Source organism: Chryseobacterium foetidum, from assembly GCF_025457425.1.
GTDB classification, from domain to species: Bacteria; Bacteroidota; Bacteroidia; order Flavobacteriales; family Weeksellaceae; genus Chryseobacterium; species Chryseobacterium foetidum.
Genome location: NZ_JAMXIA010000001.1, coordinates 915,967 through 931,808, shown reverse-complemented (window position 1 = coordinate 931,808; position 15,842 = coordinate 915,967). Strand labels below are relative to the sequence as shown.

The window sequence follows — 15,842 nt, the reverse complement described above, 5'->3', positions numbered from 1 at the left end:
TTAACAAAAAACTAATTATCATGAAAAAATCTGTTACTCTGAGCGTTTTGCTCATCAGCATTTTGTCCTTCGGTCAGCTCAAATATCCTGAAACTAAAAAAGAACTGGTTTCCGACACGTATTTCGGGACAAAAATTGAAGATTCCTACCGCTGGCTTGAAGATATCAAAAACCCAAAAGTTCTGGAATGGTTCAAAATTCAGGAAAACTTTACCAATAATGAGCTTTCAAAAATTCCGAATCAGAATAAAATTGTGCAGGAACTAAAAGATTTAGATAAAGTAGTGTCTGTGAAATATGCCCCCGAGGCATTGGAAGGCGGCAGATATTTTTTTAAAAAACGTTTGCCTGAAGAATCAGTTATCAAATTTTACTATAAAGAGGGTAAAAACGGAAAGGAAATTCTTTTATTCGACCCACAGAATTATATTCCCGGAAAAGTGATGGATTATAAAGTGAGTGTGAGTGACGATGGCAAAAGAGTAATTTTTAACCTTAGCGAAGTAGGCTCAGAATTGGGCGACGTGAAGGTGATGGATGTGGCAACAGGAAAGTTTCTGCCCGATACAATCCCGCACAGCATCGGAAATTTTGCAGATGGAAGTTCCACTGAAATCATTTACAGTGAAGCTAAAAGTTATGATACGCACGACCCTGAAGTTTGGCTGAATTCCAATACAAAACTTCACGTGACAGGCACAGATAATGCCAAAGATTTATTACTGGCGAGTTCAAAAAAGTATCCTGAGCTCAATATTTTGCCTGCAGAATATCCTGACTTTTATACTTTTAAAAATTCTCCCTATATATTTTTAGGAAAATCAACGGTTGAAAATTACAGAGATTTGTATTTTGCGCCTGCTTCGGAGATGAATAATGAAAGAATAAAATGGAAGCCTTTCTGTTCAAAAGCAGATGAGATATGGGATTTTTTCGTTCAGGGAAATGATGTTTATCTTTTAACAACAAAAGGAAATTCAAAATTCCGCTTAATCAAAACCTCGCTTTCTAAACCTGATTTCAGCAACGCCAAAGAAATCGCCTCTGGTGACAAAGACTGGAAAATCTCTTCAGTGACGCAATCGAAAGATTATCTCGTTTATTTTAAAACTAAAAATGAATTGGTGGTTGAGCCCTATTATTGTAATCTAAAGACCGGACAAACCACAAAAATTTCAACACCTTTAAAAGGAAATGTAGAAGCTGCGGCACTTTCAAAAAATTCCAATGAAATCACTTTAATCAATCTCGGCTGGAATATGCCGCTGAATTTTTACACCTACGATATAGACAAAAAGGAATTTTCAAAAGGACCTTTCAACATGAATATCAATTTTCCTAATCTTGAAAATATTGTTTTTGAGGACATTGAAGTTCCTTCCCACGATGGTGCAATGGTTCCGCTGAGCATTATGTATGATAAAACCAAACTGAAAAAAGATGGCAGCAATATCGCATTCATGCAGGGTTACGGTGCTTACGGAAGTTCTTCTACACCTTATTTTTCGACGAGATATTTACCTTTACTGAATCGGGGAGTGGTGATGGCTTTTGCACACATCCGCGGCGGTGGTGAAAAGGGACAGGACTGGTATCTTGCCGGTAAAAAAGAGACTAAACCCAATACATGGAAAGATTTTAATGCCTGCGCAGAATATTTAATTAAAAATAAATACTCCTCATCAGATAAATTCGGAATTTCGGGAGCCAGCGCTGGTGGAATTTTAATAGGAAGAGCCATTACAGAGCGTCCTGATCTCTACAAAGTTGCCATCCCGAAAGTAGGTTGCCTAAATGCTTTGAGAATGGAATTTTCACCCAATGGTCCAGCCAACATTCCTGAATTCGGGACAGTGAATGATGAGACGGAATTCAAAGCCCTTTGGGAAATGGATGCCTTTCATCATATTAAAAAAGGAACGAAATATCCTGCACAGTTAATCACAACTGGTTTCAATGATTCCCGTGTGGAAAGCTATATTCCCGCAAAATTTGCTGCTAAAATGCAGGCTGATAATGGTTCAAATAATCCCGTATTGCTTTATGTAGATTACAAAGCCGGGCATTTTGGGGGAAGTACTGTTGATGAGCAGTTTGTGCAAGTTGCTAAAGAATATTCGTTTCTTTTGTGGCAGTGTGGCGATAAAGATTTTCAGATGAAATAAATAAAAGGAATCTGTTTTTTAAATTAATATCACGCGGACTTTCTGCGTGATTTTTCATAAATTTGAGCCCAATATTTTTCTTCAGAAATGCAAAACTATCACGAATTACTTCAGCATATTTTAGATAACGGAACCGATAAAACCGACAGAACAGGCACGGGAACACGAAGCGTTTTCGGATACCAGCTGCGTTACGATCTGTCACAAGGATTTCCTTTGGTAACAACGAAAAAAGTTCATTTGAAATCTATCATTTACGAATTACTGTGGTTTCTGAAAGGTGATACCAACATCAAATATCTTACAGACAATGGAGTTACCATCTGGAACGAATGGGCTGATGAAAACGGCGACCTCGGTCCTATTTACGGTGCACAATGGAGAAGCTGGAACGGTGCAGACGGAAAAGTAGTCGATCAGTTTTCAGAAGTAATCGACCAAATCAAAAAAAATCCCGATTCCAGAAGATTAATCGTTTCTGCATGGAATGCCGCTGAAATCCCGAATATGGCTTTGGCTCCCTGTCACGCTCTGTTTCAGTTTTATGTAGCTGATGGCAAACTGTCTTTGCAGTTGTATCAAAGAAGTGCAGATGTTTTTCTGGGAGTTCCATTCAACATTGCAAGTTATGCTTTACTTTTAATGATGGTAGCGCAGGTTTGTGATTTGGAAGTCGGAGATTATGTACACTCTTTTGGGGACGTTCATATTTACAATAACCATTTTGAGCAGGTTCAGAAACAGCTTTCAAGAGAGATAAGACCTTTACCTACAATGAAATTAAATCCTGAAATTAAAGATATTTTCAGTTTTAATTTTGAAGATTTTACCTTGGAAAATTACGATCCGCATCCGGGAATTAAAGCTCCGGTGGCGATATAAATTAAATTTTAAAAGAATATAAAAGTGGAGCTGAAAACTTCACTTTTTTTGTAACTAAATCCTTGATTTTACTACTTATCGAGTATGAAATCAATCAAAATCACCTTGGAAGAAAATGTGGATGCAGAAAACATTAAATTGTTGCTTTCGCAGATTAAAGGAATATCATCCGTTGAAATTATCGACGAAGAAAACCCTGAAAGCGAACTGAAAAAAGCTTTCGAAAAAACAAAAGAACAGTTCAAAAAAGGAGATTACGAAACATTGGTGAATGATATTTTTACCATTTTAACAAAAAAATAATTTTAGATCTATAATGAAAAAAGCCATTTTATCAGTCGCTCTTTTGGGAGGGATTCTATTTTCGGCAGATGCATTTGCACAAACCGAAACTTCAGGCAGACAGGAAGTGTACAGAGCAACACACGCCAAAGTAACTGAACTGAAACATACAAAACTGAAAGTCAATTTCGACTACCAAAAAGAGCAGATGAACGGCGAAGAATGGCTTACCGCATCTCCTTATTTTTACCCAACCAACGAACTGACTCTTGATGCAAAATCAATGCTTATTCACGAAGTGGCTTTAGATCAGAATGGTAAAAAATCTCCGTTAAAATTTGATTATAAAAATGATGTTCTTAAAATTACTTTAGATAAAACATATCAGAAAAATCAGGATTATACGGTGTACATTAAATATACATCACGTCCGAACGAGGTAAAGCAGGAGGGAAGTGCTGCCATCAGCGATGCAAAAGGTCTTTATTTTATCAACGCACAGGGAAAAGATGCTGACAAGCCAACGCAAATCTGGACTCAGGGAGAAACTGAATCTTCTTCTGCATGGTTTCCGACTATTGATAAATCCAATCAGAAAACAACTCAGGAAATCTTCATGACGGTTCCTGAGAAATACGTAACCCTTTCCAACGGAATTATGAAAGGTTCTGAGAAATCCGGAAATGGTTTAAGAACAGACCACTGGGTAATGGATAAACCGCATTCTACCTACCTTTTCTTCATGGGAGTTGGTGAATATGCCGTTGTAAAAGATAAATGGAGAAATATTCCTGTTGATTACTACATCGAAAAAGAATACGAACCTTACGCAAAACAGATCTACGGAAACACGCCGGAAATGATGGAGTTTTTCTCTAAAAAATTAGGCTACGATTACCCTTGGGCAAAATATGCTCAGATTTCAGGAAGAGATTATGTAAGCGGCGCCATGGAAAACACTACGGCAACCCTTCACGGAAGCGCTGTTCTTCAGAAGCCCGGACAGTTAATTGACGAAAACAGCTGGGAAGATACCATCGCTCACGAACTTTTCCACCATTGGTTCGGGGATTTGGTTACTGCAGAAAGCTGGAGCAATCTTACTGTAAACGAATCTTTTGCGAACTACTCAGAATACCTTTGGAATGAGTACAAATACGGAAAGGATCAGGCAGATTACCACCAGATGACCGATGTGAATATGTACATTCACAATCCGTCAGATTTCAAAAAAGATTTAGTTAGATTTGATTATAAATCAAGAGAAGACGTTTTTGATTTGGTAACTTATCAAAAAGGTGGAGGAATTCTTCACATGCTGAGAAATTATCTTGGCGACGATGCTTTCTTTGCGGGAATTACAGATTATCTTAAAACGTACGAGTATAAAAATGCCGAAGCACATCAGTTAAGATTATCTTTTGAAAAAGTTTCAGGAAGAGATCTAAACTGGTTCTTCAATCAGTGGTATTTCGGAAGCGGTCACCCGAAAATTTCCTACACAACATCTTATGAGCCTGTAAAAAAGCAGGTTTCGGTTACCATCACTCAATCTCAGGATCAGCCTTTTGAATTTCCTTTAACCATCGATGTTTACGATAACGGGAAGCCAAAAAGACAGCAGGTTTGGGTAAAAGCAACTGCTAAAAATACATTTGATTTTGATGCTTCCAAAACTCCGGATTTGGTTAATCCTAATGCAGATGGAATTTTAGTGGCAGACATTAGCGATAAGAAAACACCTGAGCAAAACCTTCTGCAGTTCACAGGTTCTAAAGAATTTAAAAGCAGATATTCAGCTTTAAACGGAATTAAAGATCAGGTTGGTAAAAATCCTGCTGCTACAAAATTGTTGGCAGCTGCAATCAAAGATCCGTATTTCAGAGTGAGAATGAAGGCTTTGGAACTGGTAGATCTTTCAAATCCTGAGCAGATGAAAGCAATGGGTGCTGAAGTTGAAAAGCTGGCTTCAAACGATCCAAAAACTTTGGTTCAGGCAGCAGCTATTGCAGCTTTGGCGAAAACAAAAGATAAAAAATACATTCCGCTTTTTGAGAAAGGTGTAAATGCCGTTTCAAATGCTGTAAAAGGGAATTCTGTAGGTGCAATCCTGGCAATCGATCCTTCGAAAGCGGCTTCGTACGCTGAAAAAATTGATTTGGAAGGTGCTTCGGAAGAAATGCTGACTCAGATGCTTCCAATCATAGTAAAGAATAAAGTGACTTCGCAGATGCATCATTTGGGACAGTTGGTGGCGTTCTATCCTTTCATCAAATTCCAGAATCCTGAATTGGGGAAAAATGCTGAAGAAGGCTACAACTGGATTATGAGTTCAGACAATCTAAAGGCTACTGAAAGCATTACCAAAATTTTAGGTCAGGCAAAAGGACAGATGGGCGACAATCCTCAGGTAAAAATGATGATTTCCCAGATGCTGAAAGACGGTCTCAACAAAAAAATGGAAGTTTTAAAACAAAACCCTCAAAACGCTTCAAGCATCAACAAACAAATCGATGCGATTAATAAAGCAATTGAAGATTTTAAATAAATTTTTTAAAATTTACTTAGAAAGCCGGCAGATGATGTCGGCTTTTTTTGTGGAAGTTTGATTATTTTCTCTTTTGCAATTTTATTTTCTCATTTCATGTGTTCAAAAGTTCAGTTAAACCGTAATTATTAAATAGAATTTTTCCTACCTCAAGTTTAGACCATCCTTCCTTTAATTTATAAGTAAAAACCAACTCACTGTTATCTAAACGGCATTCTAAATTCAGTAAAAAAATGTTTTCATTTAAAGATAATTTGTCTTCAATAATATTTAAATGAGTGGAAAAAATAAACAGAGAATCTTTAAACTTAGACAAACCATTCATTGTACTGACTGTAATTTGTGAAGCATCATTAATATTGGTTCCGCTGAATAATTCATCAAAAACTACAAAGCATTTTTTTGATTTAAGTTCCATTAAAACTTTCTTTACATTCATTATTTCCTGAACGAAATGGCTGTAACCTTTTGTAAGATTGTCATTTACAGAAAAATAAAGAAATATACTTTCGTAAAACGGAATATTACAGTATTGTGCGGGCACGGCAATTCCCAGATGAGCGAGCAGCACAATTGTACTAATAGATTTCATTGTAGTGGATTTACCAGACATATTGGCTCCCGTGAACACAATTATATTTTTATCGTCAGCAATCAGTGTGTTTCTGACAGCGTTTTTAAGATTAAGATGATAGAAATTATTAATTGTAAATGACCTCTTCCCGTTAAATTGAGGAAATATCAGATTGTTGAATTTAATTCCTTTAGCAATGCTTGAGAATACGTCAAACATATAGAAAAAATCCCAAAAGACATTGAAATCTCCGTCGTGTATTTTTGGTGTGATATCAGATAAAATTTTTTTTCTTTGTTTAAAATCGAGTTCTTTTTTATAATATTCATTGATATGCAGTGAGTTGATAAAAATTACGGTTTTTTCAATTTCCTGAATATATTCGGGGCAAAATTCATTTTTTGAAAAATTTCTCAAAACTAATCCGAAATGATAAAAAAAATCAATCAGGAGTGAGAGGTTTGTATTTATTTCTTTGAAGTATTCTCTGTACGTAAAGCTGTTTAGATAAGTATATTTGTTAACATCTATTTCATCTAATAATTTTTGAATTGCAGCCACATTGTTTTCTCTGATTTTATAATTTTCGGTAATGTGAGAGTTGTCAATAAACAATTGAAGTTTTTGCTGGGTATAAAGTGTCTGTTTTTTATTAAAAGACTTTTGCCCGAAGAAAGAAAATAGGTATTGTTTAGATCTTTTTGTTTGAGTAAAATTAAAATGGTTAATTAATTCGGAGATGTCTTCCATGTCTGCCTGTTTTTCGTAAAACTATACATTTAATTCTATAGTTTATTTTAAAAAAATCTTAAAATGTAAATAACTTTCGGATATAATTTTTATATAAAGTTCAGTTTAGAATTTAGTATTGTTGTTTCATAATTTTTAAGAGCTAACAAAAATCATCATGTTTTTAACATTATGGTTGCATTATCTTCCCTAAATTAGTTTAAAATTTAAAAAATTATGAGTTTTGGAATTGAAGCAGCGAGCTATTATGTGCCTTCTCTGTACTTGGAAATTAAAGATTTAGCCGAAAAAAGAGGCATAGAACCGGCAAAATTGGAGAAAGGTTTAGGACTTCATAAAATGGGATTTCCCGATGTGCACGAAGATGCAGCAACCTTCGCAGCAGAAGCATTATCAAAATTAGTCAGAGATTACAATATAAATCCCAAAGAAATTTCAAGAATTTATTTGGGAACCGAAAGCGCAATCGATGCCGCTAAGCCTACCGCAAGTTATGCCATGCAAATGGTTGAAAACGTTTTGGCTGAGGAGTTTGGCGAAAGATGTTTTAAAAACTGTGACGTTGTAGATATGACTTTCGCATGCATCGGAGCCGTAGATGCACTTCACAATTCCCTTGATTTTGTTAGGGTAAACTCTGATAAAAAAGCAGTCGTTATTGCAAGCGATTATGCAAAATACGAATTGGCTTCATCAGGAGAATACACTCAAGGTGGCGGTGCTGTAGCACTTTTAGTCTCGTCAAATCCCGATCTTATCGAAATTGAAAATAACTGGGGTGTTGCCACAGAATCAGTTTTTGATTTCTTTAAACCCCGCAGACATTTTAAAAAAGAAGACTTAACCAACGCTCCCGAAAATTTCCCCGACAAAATTGAAATTTTTACTGATGAACCTGTATTTGACGGACAGTATTCCAACCAATGTTATCAGGACAGAATCAGGGAGGCGTACCAACATTACAAAGAAATTACCGGAATAGAAAAACCTTATGAGAACTGGAAATATCTCATTTTCCACTTGCCTTATGCCTTCCATGGGAAAAGGGTTTTTACTGAAATTTACAGCTTAGAAAACGGACTATCATACAGCAATCCTGACGAACAAAAAGAGGTAGCAAAGTCTGAAGACTATATCAAATTCATCAACGAAAAAATTGAAAAATCCCAGCGTGCCTCATCTGAAATCGGAAATATGTACACGGCTTCTATTTTTATGGCGTTGCTGTCTGCATTACAAACTTCATTCAATGAAAATGAAGATTTAGCCGGACAGGAAATTGGTTTTCTTGGGTATGGTAGCGGCTCAAAATCTAAAGTATTTGCCGGAAAAGTTTCCGCAAACTGGAAAAACGTCGTTTCAAAATGGAATCTTTTTGAAACTTTAAAAAACAGATTGGCCATCGATTTTGAAACTTACGAGAAACTTCACAGAAAACAACTGGAACATTCAATAAACCCAAGCTACGAAGGTTTCGGATTGAAATCTGTTGAGGCAGAAAATCCTGTTTTACTTGGTGCGAGGTATTATGGTTTCCAATAATTAAATAAAAATTTTCACGCAGATTAAACAGATGACGCAGATTAGATTATCTGCTAAATTTGCTCAATCTGCGTGAGAAAAAATTATTTCAACACCTGCACCTCAATCGCAGAATCTTCAAAAACTTTAATAAAAGCCTTCGTGTAATCTTCTTTACTTGCAAAATTTGGATTATCCATAAACTTCTGCGGGTTTACAGCAAACAGAGGAAACCACGTTGAGGAAATCTGTATCTGAATTTTATGTCCCTTCTTAAAAGTATGAACCACATCCTGCAATCTGAAATTCACAGCAGTTTTCTGATTTGGCTGTAAGGCTTCCGCTTTTTCTCTTGAATTTCTGAATCTCGCAGGCATTATTTCACTTCTAACCATTTGATGATAATTTCCGTAAATCACGCCGTCTTTTTTCTCTTTCGGTTTGAAATCTTCAGGATAAACATCAATCAGTTTTACCGCAAAATCAGCATCTGTAGAAGTTGAAGCGATATTTAATTTTGCTAAAATTTCTCCGGCAAAAGTCAGATCTTCGGTTAAAATATCTGTTGTGAAAGTCAGAACATCAGGCCGGCCGACAGCAAATCTCTGGTCTTCCGACATGTAATTTCTTGGTGTAAATCCGTTAAAATCTTTCAGATTATCAGAACTTAAAACAGGATTATTAGGATCGCTGTAATATTCTGAAGATCCCTGTCCGGCAGTGTTTTTTAAAGATTTATCTGCTAAATAAAAATTGATTTTCTGAGTATTCTTCGGAGGATATTCTGAAAATTCTCTCCACTCTTTCGAGCCCGTGTCGTACATCATTGCTTCAGGTAGGCCTGCATCTTTTTTGGTGTCGCCTTTCAGGTAATGACTGAAGAATTTCGTCTCCAGATTTTTCTGATAATACGTCGCAATGCTGTCCCCAAAATAGATTTGATTGTGAAAATGTTTTCCCTCTTCTCTTCCCCAACCGCCATGAGAAAACGGTCCCATCACAATCGTGTTTTTGGCTTTCGGACTGGTTTTTTCAATCGTTTTGTAAATATTCAATGGTCCTGAAAGATCCTCGGCATCAAACCAGCCACCGACGGTCATTACAGCGTGGTTCACATTTTTCAGATGGGGGAGAAGGTTTCGTTTTTGCCAGAATTCATCATAGTTGGTGTGCTCCATAATTTCGGTCATGAAGAAATTGTTTTTGTAATATTTCTCATAGCCATCCTTCAAAGTTCCCATGTCACGGTAAAATTTCAAACCATCTTCCGAAGTAGATTTAATCATCGAATCCGTGTACCACGCTTTATTTTCAGGCTTTGTTTTCTGAACTCCAAACACGGGAAATGTTTTGAAATAGCCCAACATAAATCTACCGTTGTGCAGGAAATCATCATTCCAGAAATCTGAAATCGGTGCCTGAGGCGAAGAAGCTACCAAAGCGGGATGCTGAGACAAAGTGCCGACAGCAGTATAAAATCCGGGATAGGAAGTCCCGAACTGTCCCACTTTTCCGTTGTTGTTTTTGATATTTTTGATGAGGTATTCGATGGTGTCGTAGGTATCTGTGCTTTCGTCGACATCTTTTTTGGTTTTTCTCTCCACCTGCGGAGTCATGTTCGTGAATGTACCTTCGCTCATATACCTTCCGCGAACATCCTGATAAACGAAAATATATTTATCATTCATCAGATATTTGTTGGGGCCGAGGCTTCTTTTGTATTCATTTTCTCCGTACGGAGCGACGCTGTAGCAGGTACGCTGCATCAGGAAAGGATATTTTTTAGACTTCGCAATATCTTTCGGAATGTAAACCGAAGTAAAAAGCTTTGTCCCGTCCCGCATCGGAATATAAAATTCCTGCTTGGTAAAATTGTCTTTCACAAAACTGTCTGCCTGCTGAGTCTGCGCATTCCCAAGAATAAAAAGCAAAATCAGAAAAAATGAATATCGGATGTTCATAGTTGAAATTTGATGCTAATTTAACAATTAAAAAGTTTTGGGATGAGGTTTTGAAAATGAAGTTTTGGGAAAAGAAAAAGACCGGAATTTCTTCTGGTCTTTTGTTGTTATCGTGTTCAACAAACCAATCTTGTCAAGGCTATTTTCACTCTAAATATTAACCTTAATAAGGTTTTGCTTGCATCAAAGTAGCTTTGTCATTCTGAAAGAATCTAAATAATAGTGTTGCGATGCTTACAGCATGACAAATGCAGTTTGATTTTTATCTGCTCGCGCAAGCGTCTCGCTTTTGTCCGCTTTTGCAATGGGTACGAGCGAGACGCTCGCACCAGCGGGGGCTTTCGGTAATCTTAAAGCTTTTCTTGACGGTTACAGACAGCTCATTTCAGTGCCTAATTTTCAGCTGGCGGAAGATCTGTATCAGGTTTTTGTGGAGTATGGCCTTGACCTCGACCGCATGAGCTATTCTTCGCAGACAGCTCAGATGAAAAAACTGATCGAGGCTCTGGAACTTCCTGAAAATTCGCAAAAATTGGCGGCACTCTCAGTTTCCACGGCTTTTGCAGACATGAAAACAAAACATCAAAATTTTGAAGTGATTTTTGGTGAACAGGCAAACGCCAATGCTGGTCTGCGACAGATGGCAAGTGCATCGTCCATCCGCAGGGATCTGGAGCAAACCCTAAAGGCTTTCCTGAATCTTCTTACCGCAATGAAGAATGTGACGGATTGGAAGGAGGTTTATGCGGAGGTGTATGAATTGGTGAAAGCGGCAAAAAATTCGACATTGCCGCGAAGGGATGATGAGCAACAACAATAATAATTAAGGCAGTCTTTGAAGGCTGCTTTTTTTAATGTGTATGTTGAATGTAGTTGAACCACTTCGTGGTTCTGTTTGCGTTGCATTCTTTTTCCCATGGGTTGCACCCACGGCTATTGATGTTGAACCATTTCATGGTTCTGATTCGAGATGCGTATGTTTCCATGGGTTGCATCCACGGCTATTAAAATTAAACCACTTCGTGGTTTTAGCAATGCAAATAATCAGTAAACGTCATTGCGATGAACGAAGCAATCTGTTGGCTTGTCACGTTTTCTTTAATGGATTGCCTTCCCGAAAAATCAGAACAGGCCGTTCCTCGCAATGACAGGATCTGACTTGAATGCGTAAGGTTTCGACACGCTCAACCTGACATTTCTGCCTCATTCGGTTAGTATTAGAGTTGTCAGTCTGAGCCTGTCGAAGACTTTTCGGTAACAATTACCCGAGCTTTAAACCTATAACTTAATAAGTATATAAAAAAAAATAACCGGAGAACATTCCCCGGTTAATTCATTTTATCTCGTTAAATCATTTATTTTCCGGCACTTTTTTACCTGCAAATTTATTGAGTTTCATGGTGAGTGAGAACATCACATAACGCTTTAAAATCAGATCTTCACGGTCTTCGAAGTACGCATTGGTAATGGTTCTTCTTACGCTTTGGTTTTGGTTTAATATATCATAAACCTTCACTTTTGCCGTCAGCTGTTTGTTGAAGAAAGAATATCCAACGCTGGTATTCCAGAAATAGAAATCTCTCTTGAAGCCCGGGGCGATGTTGGAAGTGGTGTTGTATTCAAAATCATTTCCGATGATCAGTTTGCTTTTCAGAATGTAATTGGTGAGTTCCAGCTTCAGAATCTGATTGCTGGTTTTTACTTCATCAATACTGTAGTTTTCGTAATTACTGAAATTGTAGCTCAGGCTGTAAGATGGTTTTATGGTAATTCTGTCCTTGATTTCGTAGGTTACATTCATTCCCGGATTTAATGAATACACGTTACTCACAAACTGCTGTGTGTTAATAAATCCCTGATTGTAAGAGTAGTTGACATTCATTCTCGGGTTAATGCTCAGCTTATTATCTTTCCATTTAAAAGTTTTGGTGAAACCTGCTCCGGCGTTGATGTTTTTGTTTCCGCTGAGGTTAGCATACGTGACAAACTGTCTTCCGGTTTCGTCGAAGTACGCATAATTTACGACATCATTGTTTCTGTACGTAAAACCAACATTAAAATAGTAATTGATATTTTTCACCATATTAAAATTGTTCATGTTAATAAACATACTGTTGGTCCATGTATTTTTCAGGTTCGAATTACCGATGTAGGAGATCAAAGGATTAATTCGGTCTTCAAAAGGTGTAAGTCTTTCTGCCGAAGGAATGTCGAAATAAGAGTAATTGTAAATGCTTAATCTTTTATTATCTGAAAAATTGTACGTCGCACTGAAATCGAAGGTAGGAAGTACAAAATCTCTGTCTAAACGGAAGTTTTCTCCCTGATAAAGCGAGTTTACGCCCATTTTTGTAAACTGAACTCCCGCCGAAGACCAGATATTGAACTTTTTCTTGTTCATCTGAAAACCAATCTCCGGCTCCAGTCTGTCGATATCCTGATTCATGTTGTATGAAAGGGCATCGTTTAAGTATGAATAACTGTTATCAGCGTTATTGAAATCATTCACATTTCTTCTGTTATTGAAGGCAGTTGTGTTATAGTTTAAATTCAGGCTTACGGTAGCAGAATCTGAAACTGGCTCGGTATATCCTGTCCTGAAATCATATCTGTTGGTTTGATTTTTCGTTTTGGCAAGTTGATTTCTGATGTCGTCCGGATCCGGAGAGTTATAGAAAACCGTTTGTGAATTATTCAGATTGTTGTTACTGCTTTCAGAGATGGTAGAGCTCATATTGGCATACGCTACACGCCCTTTCTTTTTGAATTTTCTTGAATAGTAAATATTGGGAGCAAAACTGTTGTTCTCTGTTTCGTTGTTGATATAGCTTGTATTCTCGTTTAATAAAAGATTGTCTCTTAAAGTATTTGAACTTGAATTACTGAAAGATTTAGATTCAGTCCTGTTGAAGTTTGGTGAAAAATAAATACTGGATAAAGAATCTATTGTAATTCTTGCTGTAAGATCAATTCCGTATTGTCTGCTTTCGTTTTTACCGTTGCTTTCTGAATTTGTTTTCAGAGTGAAATCTGGCAAAAGTGTCGTCCTTGAAGCTTTAGATCTCGTTGTAAGATCGTTGTCTGTATGTATTAAACTTAAAGTTTCCAGATCAACCTCTTTCCCGAATTTATCGCTGTAACTGATACCGATAGTTGTAGATCTCTGGATTCCTTTGTTGGTGTTTCCGCCTTGAGAATAATACGTGCTGCCGCCATTGGTAGTAACGCTTCCGCCGCGCATTAACCACGAGTTTCTTCCGTGTCCCATACTGTCAAAAACTTCATCGTTGGAAAATCCCTGAGAGTTGATATTGTTTGATGAGGCTAATAGACTAATTTTAGTATCATTTTTAAAATAACTTAAAAGTCCGCTACCCTCATATCTTTCATCTGAACCATATCCCACGGTAAGTCTGGAAAGTAATCCTTTATTTTTTTTCTCATCAATTGTAAAATTAATGGTGGCGTTATTGGATTTTGCAGCAGTACCGTTCAGTTCTTCTTCTTTCGTTTTTGTGGTTGTAAACTGAATGCTTTTAATGAGATCTGCAGGTAGATTTTGCAAAGCTATTTTACCGTCTTTATCGAAAAAAGGTTTACCATTAATTAGGATTTGATCGGTTTCTTTTCCGTTAACCGTAATTTTTCCTTCGTTGCTTATTTCCACACCGGGAATATTCTTCAGAAGTTCCTCAATTTTACTGTCGGGTCTTACTTTAATAGCAGAAGCATTAAACTCAATGGTATCTTTTTTAATTTTTACAGGCGAAGCGGTAATCTTTACTTCGGCTATATCCTGAATTTTGCTGTCATCAAGTTCAATTTCACCAATATTGATGGAACTTTCAATTTTATCGAAAAGTTTGGAGTAGGTATTGTATTTATCGGCTTCGATTTTCAGGATGCTGCTTTCACTTACTTCATTGGTTTTCAGAGAAAACTTTCCTTCGCTGTTACTCGAAGTGTAATTGATGATTGTAGAATCTTTTGATTTTAATAAGTAAACGGTTGCGTTGGGTAGTGGTTTTTGGTCATTGGTTTTTATTTTTCCATCTAAACTGAGTTTTTGTGCGGTGACAGCAAAAAATGTGCTTAAAAGGAAGAAAATAAATAGTGTTTTCTTCATTTTTTTAATAGTTGTTTAATGCTGCAAAAATAGAAAAACATCCCATTGCTGGGATGTTCCTATGTGTTAATATTTCTATAAAAATTGAAATACTATGCTTTCAGATATCTTGCATAAGCATATCCTTCAACGCCTTCAGAAGTTTTCACTTTCCACCAGTCGTCAGAAGTCTGCTCTACAAGGGTTACAGAAGATCCTTTTGCAGCTTTACCTACAACGGCAGCTTCAGTAGAAGGGTCTTGTCTGATGTTCAGGTTAGATTCTTCAGTTGCAACACTTAAAGCTGCACCTGCTGCCAAACCGGAAACCTGTACATCGATATTAATGTCTGATGCAGAGTAAGAAGCATCAATTGCTCCCAAGGCATTCCAAACTGTATCTTTAGCAGCTGTGTTGGCTGCGTCTCCGGATACATAAAGAATTCCGTCCTGCTCTTGTACTTTTAGATTTGAGATTCCTGCAGACTGTGCTGCAGATACTACGCTTGAATATTTTTCTTCTAATGTGCTCATCTATAATTATTTTACTGTGTAATTGAAGTTTACTTTTCCTACTTTCAAAGCGTCAACAGACTCTTTAATTTTTCTTGCCTGAGTACTTGAAACATTACCTGTCAATGTAAGTTCATTGTTTACAACCTCTACATTTACTGTAGGGAAATCTTTCACAGCGTCTTTTACTTTTTGCTGTACAGCAGGATCTACCATTGAAGCATTTTCAATCGGAGTGCTGGCAAGAGGAGCTTCTACTTTAGCCATATCGTGCACGTCTTTCACACCTTTTATAGCTTTCAGCTGTGTAATTGCAGCGTCTTTCGAAGCCTGATCTGGGAAAGTTCCGCTCAAATGTGCTACACCTTCTTTTATTTCAACTGTAGCTGTAGGAGTTGAAGTTACCACTGTAGTTGCCTGAGTCTGTAAATCTGCATCAGAAACTTTCTTTTTACAAGAAACAGACGCAAAAGAAACTGCTATTGCAAGAGCAGCCATTGTGATTGTTTTTTTCATAAGTGAATTTTATTTTTTTAAATTGT

11 protein-coding genes are annotated in these 15,842 nt (G+C 37.0%); 6 read left to right on the top strand and 5 right to left on the bottom strand.

The features are described from left to right. Positions 1-20: 20 nt before the first annotated feature. The 4 genes from NG809_RS04440 (at position 21) to NG809_RS04425 (ending at position 5,877) form a co-directional block, all read left to right on the top strand. Positions 21-2,165, top strand: a complete 2,145-nt coding sequence (locus tag NG809_RS04440) for a prolyl oligopeptidase family serine peptidase (RefSeq protein ID WP_262148419.1) — start codon at positions 21-23, stop codon at positions 2,163-2,165. An 87-nt stretch (positions 2,166-2,252) separates the two neighbouring features. Next, entirely contained in the window at positions 2,253-3,047 is a 795-nt protein-coding gene (locus NG809_RS04435; RefSeq protein WP_262148417.1) for a thymidylate synthase, read from the top strand. Between the two features lie 84 nt (positions 3,048-3,131). Continuing rightward, entirely contained in the window at positions 3,132-3,350 is a 219-nt protein-coding gene (locus tag NG809_RS04430; protein WP_262148416.1) for a hypothetical protein, read from the top strand. Between the two features lie 13 nt (positions 3,351-3,363). Next, positions 3,364-5,877, top strand: coding sequence for a M1 family metallopeptidase (locus tag NG809_RS04425; RefSeq protein WP_262148415.1), 2,514 nt, complete (start codon positions 3,364-3,366; stop codon positions 5,875-5,877). Positions 5,878-5,971: 94 nt separating this feature from the next. Here NG809_RS04425 and NG809_RS04420 read toward each other — a convergent pair whose 3' ends face one another. Then, entirely contained in the window at positions 5,972-7,201 is a 1,230-nt protein-coding gene (locus NG809_RS04420) for a MutS-related protein (RefSeq protein WP_262148413.1), read from the bottom strand. Between the two features lie 216 nt (positions 7,202-7,417). On the opposite strand from NG809_RS04420, the gene NG809_RS04415 reads away from it, so the two are divergent. After that, positions 7,418-8,743 (top strand): hydroxymethylglutaryl-CoA synthase family protein, encoded by a 1,326-nt coding sequence (locus NG809_RS04415; protein ID WP_262148411.1) that lies wholly within the window; start codon positions 7,418-7,420, stop codon positions 8,741-8,743. A gap of 83 nt (positions 8,744-8,826) precedes the next feature. Here the strand turns inward: NG809_RS04415 and NG809_RS04410 are convergent, their stop codons facing one another. Further along, on the bottom strand, positions 8,827-10,683 hold the full coding sequence (locus NG809_RS04410) for a CocE/NonD family hydrolase (protein ID WP_262148409.1): 1,857 nt from the start codon (positions 10,681-10,683) through the stop codon (positions 8,827-8,829). A 304-nt stretch (positions 10,684-10,987) separates the two neighbouring features. Between NG809_RS04410 and NG809_RS04405 the strand changes: the two genes are divergently transcribed. After that, entirely contained in the window at positions 10,988-11,503 is a 516-nt protein-coding gene (locus NG809_RS04405; RefSeq protein ID WP_262148407.1) for a DUF6261 family protein, read from the top strand. A gap of 531 nt (positions 11,504-12,034) precedes the next feature. Here NG809_RS04405 and NG809_RS04400 read toward each other — a convergent pair. From NG809_RS04400 to NG809_RS04390, 3 genes are all read right to left on the bottom strand, one after another. Next, a complete protein-coding gene (locus tag NG809_RS04400) occupies positions 12,035-14,809 on the bottom strand; it encodes a TonB-dependent receptor (RefSeq protein WP_262148405.1) in 2,775 nt (924 codons plus the stop codon). Between the two features lie 92 nt (positions 14,810-14,901). Continuing rightward, positions 14,902-15,321, bottom strand: a complete 420-nt coding sequence (locus tag NG809_RS04395) for an SH3 domain-containing protein (protein ID WP_262148403.1) — start codon at positions 15,319-15,321, stop codon at positions 14,902-14,904. Positions 15,322-15,327: 6 nt separating this feature from the next. Continuing rightward, positions 15,328-15,816 carry a BON domain-containing protein gene (locus tag NG809_RS04390; protein ID WP_262148401.1) on the bottom strand — a complete coding sequence of 163 codons (489 nt, stop codon included), beginning with the start codon at positions 15,814-15,816 and terminating at the stop codon, positions 15,328-15,330. Positions 15,817-15,842: the final 26 nt, after the last annotated feature.

Bases quoted from the DNA above. Each gene is read 5' to 3' on its own strand.
- NG809_RS04430 (WP_262148416.1), top strand. From the start codon at position 3,132: ATGAAATCAATCAAAATCACCTTGGAAGAAAATGTGGATGCAGAAAAC.
- NG809_RS04415 (WP_262148411.1), top strand. From the start codon at position 7,418: ATGAGTTTTGGAATTGAAGCAGCGAGCTATTATGTGCCTTCTCTGTAC.
- NG809_RS04395 (WP_262148403.1), bottom strand. From the start codon at position 15,321: ATGAGCACATTAGAAGAAAAATATTCAAGCGTAGTATCTGCAGCACAG.
- NG809_RS04425 (WP_262148415.1), top strand. From the start codon at position 3,364: ATGAAAAAAGCCATTTTATCAGTCGCTCTTTTGGGAGGGATTCTATTT.
- NG809_RS04400 (WP_262148405.1), bottom strand. From the start codon at position 14,809: ATGAAGAAAACACTATTTATTTTCTTCCTTTTAAGCACATTTTTTGCT.
- NG809_RS04390 (WP_262148401.1), bottom strand. From the start codon at position 15,816: ATGAAAAAAACAATCACAATGGCTGCTCTTGCAATAGCAGTTTCTTTT.
- NG809_RS04440 (WP_262148419.1), top strand. From the start codon at position 21: ATGAAAAAATCTGTTACTCTGAGCGTTTTGCTCATCAGCATTTTGTCC.
- NG809_RS04410 (WP_262148409.1), bottom strand. From the start codon at position 10,683: ATGAACATCCGATATTCATTTTTTCTGATTTTGCTTTTTATTCTTGGG.
- NG809_RS04405 (WP_262148407.1), top strand. From the start codon at position 10,988: ATGGGTACGAGCGAGACGCTCGCACCAGCGGGGGCTTTCGGTAATCTT.
- NG809_RS04435 (WP_262148417.1), top strand. From the start codon at position 2,253: ATGCAAAACTATCACGAATTACTTCAGCATATTTTAGATAACGGAACC.
- NG809_RS04420 (WP_262148413.1), bottom strand. From the start codon at position 7,201: ATGGAAGACATCTCCGAATTAATTAACCATTTTAATTTTACTCAAACA.